Annotated in this window: 9 protein-coding genes; 4 read left to right on the plus strand and 5 right to left on the minus strand. The window is 74.8% G+C overall.

Annotation, left to right across the window (positions count from 1 at the left end; translation table 11 throughout):
• The 5 genes from AC1DZA_RS19750 to AC1DZA_RS19770 all read right to left on the minus strand — a co-directional run.
• Positions 1 to 1,072: MFS transporter (locus AC1DZA_RS19750; RefSeq protein ID WP_476774039.1), on the minus strand; the 1,072-nt coding region annotated here is incomplete at its 3' end.
• Positions 1,073 to 2,584: an aldehyde dehydrogenase (NADP(+)) gene (locus AC1DZA_RS19755; RefSeq protein WP_476774040.1), complete on the minus strand. Its 1,512-nt coding sequence runs from the start codon at positions 2,582 to 2,584 to the stop codon at positions 1,073 to 1,075.
• On the minus strand, positions 2,581 to 3,693 hold the full coding sequence (locus tag AC1DZA_RS19760) for a mandelate racemase/muconate lactonizing enzyme family protein (RefSeq protein WP_476762503.1): 1,113 nt from the start codon (positions 3,691 to 3,693) through the stop codon (positions 2,581 to 2,583). Before AC1DZA_RS19760 ends, AC1DZA_RS19755 begins: the two co-directional genes overlap by 4 nt.
• Complete coding sequence (locus tag AC1DZA_RS19765; protein WP_476774041.1) at positions 3,690 to 4,664, minus strand: 5-dehydro-4-deoxyglucarate dehydratase; 975 nt, start codon at positions 4,662 to 4,664, stop codon at positions 3,690 to 3,692. The genes AC1DZA_RS19760 and AC1DZA_RS19765 overlap by 4 nt, the downstream gene beginning before the upstream one ends.
• On the minus strand, positions 4,661 to 5,581 hold the full coding sequence (locus tag AC1DZA_RS19770) for an NAD-dependent epimerase/dehydratase family protein (RefSeq protein WP_476774042.1): 921 nt from the start codon (positions 5,579 to 5,581) through the stop codon (positions 4,661 to 4,663). The genes AC1DZA_RS19765 and AC1DZA_RS19770 overlap by 4 nt, the downstream gene beginning before the upstream one ends.
• A gap of 189 nt (positions 5,582 to 5,770) precedes the next feature.
• Here AC1DZA_RS19770 and AC1DZA_RS19775 point away from each other — a divergent pair, with 189 nt between their 5' ends.
• The 4 genes from AC1DZA_RS19775 to AC1DZA_RS19790 form a co-directional block, all read left to right on the plus strand.
• Positions 5,771 to 6,781 (plus strand): LacI family DNA-binding transcriptional regulator, encoded by a 1,011-nt coding sequence (locus AC1DZA_RS19775; protein ID WP_476774043.1) that lies wholly within the window; start codon positions 5,771 to 5,773, stop codon positions 6,779 to 6,781.
• A complete protein-coding gene (locus AC1DZA_RS19780; protein WP_476774044.1) occupies positions 6,778 to 7,902 on the plus strand; it encodes a M24 family metallopeptidase in 1,125 nt (374 codons plus the stop codon). Before AC1DZA_RS19775 ends, AC1DZA_RS19780 begins: the two co-directional genes overlap by 4 nt.
• Positions 7,903 to 7,954: 52 nt before the next feature.
• The gene (locus tag AC1DZA_RS19785) at positions 7,955 to 8,878 is read left to right on the plus strand and encodes a DUF6807 domain-containing protein (protein ID WP_476774045.1); all 924 of its coding nucleotides are present in this window, start codon (positions 7,955 to 7,957) and stop codon (positions 8,876 to 8,878) included.
• A partial coding sequence (locus AC1DZA_RS19790; RefSeq protein WP_476774046.1) for a cupin domain-containing protein occupies positions 8,875 to 9,510 on the plus strand: 636 nt, incomplete at its 3' end. The genes AC1DZA_RS19785 and AC1DZA_RS19790, both read left to right, overlap by 4 nt.

The following is a 9,510-nucleotide window of genomic DNA, read 5'->3' on the forward strand; positions in this document are numbered from 1 at the left end:
CCTCGGCGCCGAGGCCCGACGCGAGGCCCGCGACGGCGGCGCCCGCGGCCGCGGCGGCCGCACGCAGCCCGGCACCGACGGTGAACACCTGCGACCGGAGCGTCGGCGGACTCTGCTGCTTGCGGATCAGCAGCATCGCCGCGGAGCTCGCCGCGGTGAACAGCCCCGACACGCCGATCGCGACGATCGTCCAGGGCAGGCCCACGTCGGCCGCGGCGATGATCGTGAAGACGCCGGTGGCGGCGAAGCCGAGGCCCATCACGAGCTCGGGGGGCCGGCGCACGGGCGACGCGGAGTTCCACAGCGCGCCGAGGAGGCCGCCGATGGCGAACGCGGTGACGATGATCGCGCCCTGCGCGGCTTCGCCATTGCGGTGCACGGCGAGGGCGACCGCGGCGATCGAGAGGCCGCCCGCGCCGAACTGGCTGAGCGTCCCGCTCGTCGTGACGATCGCGAGCGGACGGTGCGTGGCGATGTGGCGGAAGCCCGCCGCGATGGTGGCGAGCATCGAGCCGTGCGGCTCGCCGGGGAGCGGTCGCAGGCGCAGTGGGAAGGTGGCCACGGCGCCGATCAGGGCGCTGGCGGCCACGATGAGCGTCGCGAGACGGGCCGATCCCAGCGCGGTCGCGGCCGCCACGGCGGCAGGCCCGGCGACGGAGCCGAGGTTGTAGGCGAGCGCGTCCACCGCGTACGCCCTGCGCTCGTCGGGGATGACCTCCGTGACGAAGCTCGACAGCCCGCCCATGAGGAACGGCACCGCCGTGCCGGCGACCACGAGCGCGAGCGCGACCACCCAGACGGGCAGGACGCCGAGGAACGCCGCGACGGTGAACGCCGCGGCGGTCACGAGGCCCGCTGCGGCCATGAGCAGGCCCGGATGCCGCGTCCGGTCGAGCACCGCACCCACCACGGGCGCGGCCACGATGCTCGGCCCGAGCGCCGCCGCCGCGAGCAGTCCGCCGAGCGCCACGTCGCCGAGCTGCTCGACGGCGAGCACCGGGATCGCCACCGTGATGCCGCCCACCGCCAGCCGCGGAGGCGTGGCGGCGGCGAGGTACGCCGCGACGCCCACTCAGCCCGCCGGCGCGTCCGGAAGGGTCAGCACGCCGTCGACGCGGCGGGGGATGCGGAGCGGGTTCGCCTCGCGGAGCTCGGGCGGCAGCGCGGCGTCGGGCGCGTCCTGGTAGGCGACGGGACGGAGGAACCGCCGGATCGCCGTCACCCCCACCGAGGTGTGGATCGACGTGGTCGACGGCCACGGACCGCCGTGCTGCTGCGCCCAGCTGACGGCGACGCCGGTCGGCCAGCCCGCGAAGAGCACGCGCCCGGCGATCTCCGTCAGCACCGCGAGGATGTCGCCCAGGTCCTCACCGGGCTCGGCGTGCACGGTCGCGGTGAGGCTGCCGCCGACGGTGCGGATCGCCGCGAGCGCGTCGTCGACGTCGTCGTACTCGACGACGAGGGTGGCCGGCCCGAAGCACTCGGCGAGCAGCGCCTGGGGGTCGGCGAGCACGGCGTCCGTCGTCGTCGACAGCACCACCGCCGAGCCGGTGCCCGGCTGCTGCACGGCGTCGCCGGCGACGACCACCACGCCGTCGTGGGCGGCGAGGCCGGCGAGCCCGTCGGCGAAGGCCGCGGCGATGCCGTCGGTGAGCATGGGCACCGCGCCCGGCTGCCCGACGGCCGCCGCCACGCGCGACGCGAAGCCCGAGCCGGCCGGCACGAAGACCACGCCGGGGTTGGTGCAGAACTGGCCCACGCCGAGCGTGAACGAGGCGGCGAGGCCCGACGCGAGCTCCTCGCCCCGCGCGTCGATCGCGGCGGCCGTGATGAGCACGGGGTTCACCGCGCTGAGCTCGCCGTAGAAGGGGATCGGGTCGGGTCGCGACGACGCGAGGTCGAAGAGCGCGCGTCCGCCGTGCAGCGAGCCGGTGAAGCCGACGGCCCGCACCTCGGGGTGCTGCACGAGCGCCACGCCGGCCTCCCGGCCCTCGACGTGTCCGAAGACGCCCTCGGGTGCTCCGGCGGCGGCGAGGGTGGCGGCCACGATCTCGGCCGTCCGGCGCGAGAGTCGCGGGTGCGCCGAGTGGCCCTTCACGATCACGGGACAGCCCGCGGCCATGGCCGAGGCGGTGTCGCCGCCGGCGACCGAGAACGCGAAGGGGAAGTTCGAGGCGCCGAACACGGCGACGGGACCGAGCGGGCGCAGCATCCGCCGCAGGTCGGGTCGGGGCGGGATCGTGGTCGCGTCGGGGTGGTCGACGGTCGCCTCGAGGTACGAGCCCTCGAGCACGGCCGACGCGAACAGCCGCAGCTGCGCCGTGGTGCGTGCGAGCTCGCCGGTGAGCCGCGGGGTGCCGAGGTGCGACTCCTCGTCGGCGAGCGGGATGAGCTCGTCGGATGCCGCGTCGAGCGCGTCGGCCGCGGCCGTGAGCCAGGCGGCGCGTTCGACGGCGGTGGAGGCGACGGTGGTCGCGAACGCGGCGCGCGCGGCGCGGGCGGCTCCGTCGACTTCGGCGGGCGAGGCGCCGGCGACGGCGGTCGGCGTGGAGCCGGCGACGCTCGTGGCGGTGGTGACGGTCATGATTCCTCCGTGCGATGGGCGGATGCCGCGGCATCCGCTCGGGGTTCGGTGAAGCGGATGCCGATTCCAGTCTGCCCCGTCGTGCGCACCTCGTGGCCGTCGACGACCACGGGCGAGGGCGCGGCGAGCGCCCCGAGCGACTCGAACGAGGCGTCCTCGACGGACTCGACGAGGTGGTGGCCCGGCAGGGTCAGTGCGAGCTGGGCGGAGAGCTCGAGCAGCAGGTGGGGGGCGAGGTCGACGCCGCGGTCGGCGGCGAGGCCGGCGATCGCGCGGAACGGCGTGATGCCGCCGACGCGCACGATGTTGGGCTGCACGACGTCGACGACGCCGGAGTCGATGAATTCGGCGAACCGGTAGCGGGTGTGCAGGTTCTCACCGAGCGCGACGGGGACCTCGATGCGCGGGCGCAAAGCGACGTGGGCGGAGAGGTCGTCGGCGCGCAGCGGCTCCTCGATCCAGGCGAGGTCGAACGCGGCGAGCTCGCCGATCGCCCGCTCGGCCTGCTCGAGCGTCCAGCGCTGGTTCGCATCGATCATGAGGCGACGGTCGGGGCCGATGACGTCGCGAACGGCACGGATGCGCTCGACGTCGTGGCCGAGGTCGGGGCTGCCGACCTTGACCTTCACGGCGTCGAAGCCCGCGGCCACCCAGCGCTCGGCCTGGGCGACGAGCTCGTCGAGCGGGTAGTGCAGGTTGACGCCGCTGCCGTAGACCTCGGCCGTCTCGTGCCGGCGACCGAGGTGGTCGGTGATGCCGCGGCCGGCCCGACGGGCGGCGAGGTCCCAGAGCGCGAGGTCGAGCCCCGCCATCGCGATCGTCGTGATGCCGCCGCCGCCGCCCTCGTGCAGGTGCTGCCAGAGCGGCTGCCAGAGCGACTCGGCGTCGGCGTCGCGGCCGAGGGCGAACGACGCGATGTCGTGGTCGAGGTGCGCCTGCACCGCGGCCGCGCCGATCTGTGGCGTCCACGAGAAGCCGTGGCCGAGGTCGCCCGCGGAGTCCTCGACGACGACCTCGACGAGGGACAGGTCGCGCACGTCGGGTCCCCAGGGGCGCGACAGCGGCACGCGGATGCCCCGGGTGGCGATGCGGCGGATCGTCGTGGTCACCGCACCGCCGTCTCGAGGGAGCCGGCCCGGCCCGCGGCATCCGTCGACGCGCCGATGCGCTGTACGAGCGAGAGTCCGATGTCGAGGATCTCGCCGAGCCGGCGCTCCTGGTCGGGCGTGGGGTCGACGAGCGGCGGACGCACGGATCCGACGTCGAGGCCGCGCAGGCGCAGGCCCGCCTTGATGAGGGACACGCCGAACCCGGGCGTCTCGTCGCGCAGGCGCACGAGCGGCGTGTAGAACTCGCGGAGGAGGAGCATGCGGGTCGCCTCGTCGCCGTCGGTGTAGGCGCGGTAGTGCAGCGCGCCGACCTCGGGGATCATCGCGAACGCCGCCGACGAGTAGAGCGGGATGCCGATGCCGCGGTAGGCGCCCTGGCTGAGCTCGGCGGTGAGCAGGCCGTTGAAGAACTGCAGGTCGCGCCCGGTGGCCTCGGCGGCGAGCACGATCTCCTGCGCGAGCCCGATGTCGCCGGTGCCGTCCTTGAAGCCCACCACCTTGGGGTTCTGCCCGAGCCGGGTGATCGCGTCGGCCGTGTACCGGGCCGTGCCTCGGTGGTAGACGATCACGGGCAGGTCGGATGCTGCGGCCACGGCCTCGACCCACGCCACGAGTCCGGCCGTGGTGCCCGACACCAGGTACGGCGGCAGGAGGAGCAGCCCGTCGGCGCCCGCCTCGGCGGCGCCGCGGGCGAGCTCGATCGCGTGACCGAGCGGGCCGCCCGCGCCGGCGATGACGGGCACGCGGCCGCCGACCACGCCGACCGTGGTGCGCACCACGTCGATCGCCTCGCGCGCCGAGAGCGCGTGGAACTCGCCCGTGCCGCACGCCGGGAAGACGCCGCCGGGGCCGAACGGCAGTCGCGAGCCGACGTGCTCGGCGAGCAGGTCGTGGTCGATCGTGCCGGCGGCGTCGAACGGCGTGACGGGGAAGAAGAGGACCCCGTCGAAGTCGAATGCGGGTGCGGTCATGAGGGGCTCGATTCGGTCTGCAGGGTGGTCAGGACAGGGGAGGCGGCGGCGAGCTCGCTGCGCCAGTCACGCTCGGGTCGCCAGCCGAGCAGCCTCGCCGCCTTGTCGATCGCGAAGACCGGGCTCGTGCCGCCGAGGGCGTCGGCCCCCTCGCCGAGCCCGGGCGCGACGTCGCACCACAGGTCGGCGACCGGCCGGGTGGCGAGCGCGTCGGCCGCGCCGACGAAGAAGCCCTCGCCGTCGACGACGTCGCCCGGTGCGGCGAGCCAGGCATCGACGAACCCGGCGGCGTCGCGCGCGTCGAGGTAGTTGAACAGGCTCACGGCGGCGAGGGTCGGGTCGGCGAGTCGCTCGGCGATGGTGTGGCCCTGCTGGGTGGGCGCCCCGGCCCACTCCTCGGGCGAGATCACGTAGCACGGCCGGAAGAACCCGTAGGCGCCCGGGGCCGTGCGCGCGAACATGCGCACGGTCTCCTCGATGACCACCTTCGACAGGGCGTAGGCGTTGGCGGGCGCGACCGGATGCGTCTCGTCGAGGGGCACGGATGCCGCACGCCAGCCGGGCGCGCCGTAGCCGATGACCGTCGGGCTGCTGGCGGCGAGCACTCGCCCGGCCCCAGCGGCGGCCGCCGCGGCGAGCACCGTGTGCGCGAGCGTCGTGTTCGTGACGAGGATCTCGCGCTCGGGCGCGCTGAACGGCACCGCGATGCCGGCCAGGTGCACGACGGCATCGGGCCGGGTCTCGGCGAGGAGTCGGGCGGTCGCCTGCTCGTCGCGCAGGTCGAGGGCGCGCTCGTCGACGCCGTCGAGCCCGGTGGGAGCCCGATCGACGCCGATCACGCGATGGCCGGATGCCGCGAGCCCGGCGCACACGCTGCGCCCGAGCCGACCCGATGAGCCGGTGACGACCACCTGCATGTGCCCTCCAGAGGCGAGTTGAGAAACCGCTTTCTGTGCCTGAGACTACGTCGCTACTGGGCTCTGCGGCAAGTTGGCGGCTAGACTGGGGAACCGATTTCCCGGATGACGCGCGAGCCGCGGCATCCGATCACCACGACCCGAGCCCCAGCCGACCGGCCCGCGTCGACACGAGACCATGGGAGCGCGATGCGCGAGCGGAGCCGGGCGACGACGATCGCCGACGTGGCCGCACACGCCGGCGTCTCGCAGGCGTCGGTGTCGCGGGTGCTGAACGGCAAGCAGTCGGTGGATCCCGAGATCGTCCGTCGCGTGCAGGCCTCCATCGCGGCCCTCGGCTACTCGCCGAGCGTCGCCGCCCGCAGCCTCGTGCACGGCCGCAACGACACGATCGCGATGGTCGTGCCCGACCTCGAGAACCCGCTGTTCCAAGGCATCCTCAAGGGACTGAGCCTCGCCGCGGCATCCGACGGCTACCGCGTGATGGTGGCCGACACGGCCGAGCGCGTCGAGGACGAGGAGGCGACCGCCGTCGAGGCGCGGCATCGCTGCGACGCGCTCGTGCTGTGCGCACCGCGCATGCCCGAGCAGCGCCTCCGGCGCCTCGTCGCCGCGCTCGCCCCCGTCGTCGTCGTGAATCGCTCCCTGCCCGATGCCGACGTGCCGATCGTGGGCATCGACTACGTGCGCGGCATCCGCGACCTGGTCGACCACCTGCGCGGGCTCGGGCACCGTCATCTCGCCTACGTGAGCGGGCCGGCCTCGAGCGCCTCGAACGCCGAGCGCCTGCGCGGGGTCGATGAGGCGAAGCGGGCCGACCCCGCACTGCGCATCGACGTGGTGCCGGGCGGCTCGCGGCTGGAAGACGGCTATGCGGTGGCCGAGGCGGTGCTCGGCGCGAGCAGGGACGGGGCCACGGCGGTCATGGCCTTCAACGACCTCGTGGCGTTCGGACTGCTCACCCGGCTGCGGCGCCTCGGCGTCGACGTGCCGGGCGAGCTGTCGATCGCGGGCTTCGACGACGTGCCCATGGCCGAGTACGCCACGCCGAGCCTCACGAGCATGTCGGTGCCCCGAGCCGAGATCGGCGGGCAGGTGTGGGCGCGCCTCCGCACCCTCATCGCCGGCGGTCCGATCGAGCACACCGTGCTGTACCGCCCGCGCCTCGAGGTGCGCGACTCCACCGGACCGGTGCGATGATCGCGTCGGCATCGGCATCGGCATCGGCATCGGCATCGGCATCGGCATCGGCATCGGCGCCGTCGCGGGCCGACCGGGCCGCGAAGCGCGATCGCGTGCTCGACCTGCTCGACCGGCGCGGCGCGACGTCGATCGTGCTCCGGTCACACACGGCGCTCGCCTGGTACCTCGACGGTGCGCGCACGCACGTCTCGCTCGCCGGCGACCCGGTGCTCGCCGTGGTCGTGTCGCGCTCGGGCGACGAGCTCCGCATGTTCACGAACGAGGCCGACCGCCTGCGGAGCGAGGAGCTCGGCGACCCGGGCCGCACCGCGCTCACGGTCACCGAGGTGCCGTGGCATGAGCCGCTGGCGCCCGCGGGCATCGCCGAGCTCGAGGAGGCGGACGCCGCCGAAGGCCTGCGCGCGGCCCGCGCCGGCCTTCTGCCCGCCGAGCTCGACCGATACCGGGCGCTCTGCCGGGAGGTCGCCGAGGCGCTGACGGATGCCGCGACCGGCGCCCGGCGGTCCGACACCGAGCGCGAGGTCGCCGCCCGTCTCGCCGGCGACCTGGTCGCGCGCGGGATCGACCCGCTCGTGACCCTCGTCGCCGGCCGCTCGAGGCTCGCGCACCGGCATCCGCTGCCCACCGGCGCGCCGATCGGCGACCGGGCGATGCTCGTGGTCTGCGGTCGCCGCCACGGCCTCATCGCGAACGCCACCCGCTGGATGCGGTGGGGCGCCTCGGCGATCGAGGCCGACGCCGAGCGGCGCGTCCTCGACGTCGAGGCGGCGTTCCTCGACGGCACGCGAGTCGGCGGCACGATCGGCGCGGCGTTCGAGGAGGGCATCGCGGCATACGGCGCGGCGGGCTTCGACGCCGAGGAGTGGCGGCGCCATCACCAGGGCGGCGCGGCCGGCTATGCGGGTCGCGACCCGAGGGCCACCGCGGCCGTGGAGGACCTGGTGCAGGCGCGGCACGCGTTCGCGTGGAATCCCACGGCTCCGGGCGCGAAGGTGGAGGACACGGTGCTCGTCGGCGGCCCCGGGGTCGAAGTGCTCACCGTCGATCCGCGCTGGCCGACCATCGAGGTCGCAGGCCGGCCTCGACCGATCGAGCTCGTCCGTGTAGGCTTGGGATAGCGCTTTCCAACGCGCGACCCGTTGCCGATCGACGACGATTCCGAGGAGCCTGATGCCCATCCGCACCGAGGAGCGCGACGACCGCGTGCTCATCATCGACGACGACGTGGTGCTCGCCGAGTACGTGCACCGGCCCACCGACGTGCAGCTCGAATCGCCGCGCCCCTATCTCAGCCCCATCCGCACCCGCGGCGGCGAGCTCGTCTCGCTCTTCCGCCCCCACGACCATGTGTGGCACAAGGGCATCGCCTGGTCGCTCCCGGTCGTCGGCGACGAGAACTTCTGGGGCGGTCCCACCTTCGTGTCGGAGCAGGGATACGTGCAGCTGCCGAACAACGGCACCCAGCTGCACCGCGAGTTCGACGAGCGATCGGATGCCGCGGCCGGCGCCCGCCTCGTCGAACGCCTCGACTGGGTGACCGAGGCCGGCGAGACCGTGTTCGACGAGCGGCGCACGATCGGCGCGACCCTGCTCGACGGCGAGGAGGCGTGGCTGCTCGCCTTCGAGACGCGGATGCACAACGTCTCGGATCGCGACCTCCCGATCGGGTCGCCGACCACGCGCGGCCGCGAGAACGCGGGCTACGGCGGCCTCTTCTGGCGCGGCCCGCGCTCGTTCACCGGCGGCGACCTGCTCGCGCCCGGCGTGGCGGGCGGCGACGAGCTCCGCGGCATCCGTGCCCCGTGGATGGGCTTCAGCGGGCGGCACGACGGCAGCGGCGCGGCCTCGACCATCGTGATGGTGGACGACCCCGGCAACGTGCAGCACCCCACCCAGTGGTTCGCCCGCAGCGAGGAGTTCGCCTGCATCTGCCCCGCCCCGTTCTTCAGCGAGGAGCACACCGTCGCGGCCGGCGACACCCTCGTGCTGCGGTACGGCGTCGTGATCGCCGACGGCGCGAGCGACCCGGTGCGCGCGGGCGATCTCGCCGCCGCCGGGGCCGCCGGGCTGCCCGACCTGCTGGGCGAACCGTGAGCGCCGGCGTCAGCCGCCCCGCGTTTCCCGGTGCCACCTCGGTCAGCGTGCTCGAGGTCTACGGCGGGCGGGCCTCCGACGGACTGCCGGGCGGCACGCCGCACCTGCACACCGTCTCGGCCGAGGCCTACGTCGTCGTCGCCGGCCGCGGGCGCCTGCAGACCGTCGACGGGTCGGGCTTCGCGGAGCATCCGCTCGAGCCCGGCTCGCTCGTGTGGTTCGAGCCGGGCGTCATCCACCGCGTCGTGAACGACGGCGGCGACCTCGAGGTGCGCGTCGTCATGCAGAACGCCGGGCTGCCCGAGGCGGGCGACGCCGTCATGACCTTTCCTGACGACGTGCTCGCCGACGCCGACCGATACCGGGCCGCCGCCACCCTGCCGGCCGCCGACCGACCCGATGCCGACCGCCTCGCCGCCGCACTCGCCCGCCGCGACCTCGCCGTCGAGGGGTTCCGCGCGCTCTTCGTCGACGGGATCGTCGACGACGGCCGCCTCGACCCCGAACGGCTCGCCCGCCTCCACGCCCGCGCCGTCGCGCTCGTGGCTCCGCGCGCACCGGAGTGGCGGGAGCGCTGGCGTGCCGGCGCGCTCGCCGCCGCGCAGGAGACGGGCCGGCGACTCGACGCGCTC

The organism is Agromyces sp. P2_B3 (assembly GCF_056404815.1).

What these genes read in the sequence shown, in the direction of transcription:
- AC1DZA_RS19755 (WP_476774040.1), bottom strand. Translation starts at nt 2,584, where the DNA reads ATGACCGTCACCACCGCCACGAGCGTCGCCGGCTCCACGCCGACCGCC.
- AC1DZA_RS19765 (WP_476774041.1), bottom strand. Translation starts at nt 4,664, where the DNA reads ATGACCGCACCCGCATTCGACTTCGACGGGGTCCTCTTCTTCCCCGTC.
- AC1DZA_RS19770 (WP_476774042.1), bottom strand. Translation starts at nt 5,581, where the DNA reads ATGCAGGTGGTCGTCACCGGCTCATCGGGTCGGCTCGGGCGCAGCGTG.
- AC1DZA_RS19775 (WP_476774043.1), top strand. Translation starts at nt 5,771, where the DNA reads ATGCGCGAGCGGAGCCGGGCGACGACGATCGCCGACGTGGCCGCACAC.
- AC1DZA_RS19780 (WP_476774044.1), top strand. Translation starts at nt 6,778, where the DNA reads ATGATCGCGTCGGCATCGGCATCGGCATCGGCATCGGCATCGGCATCG.
- AC1DZA_RS19785 (WP_476774045.1), top strand. Translation starts at nt 7,955, where the DNA reads ATGCCCATCCGCACCGAGGAGCGCGACGACCGCGTGCTCATCATCGAC.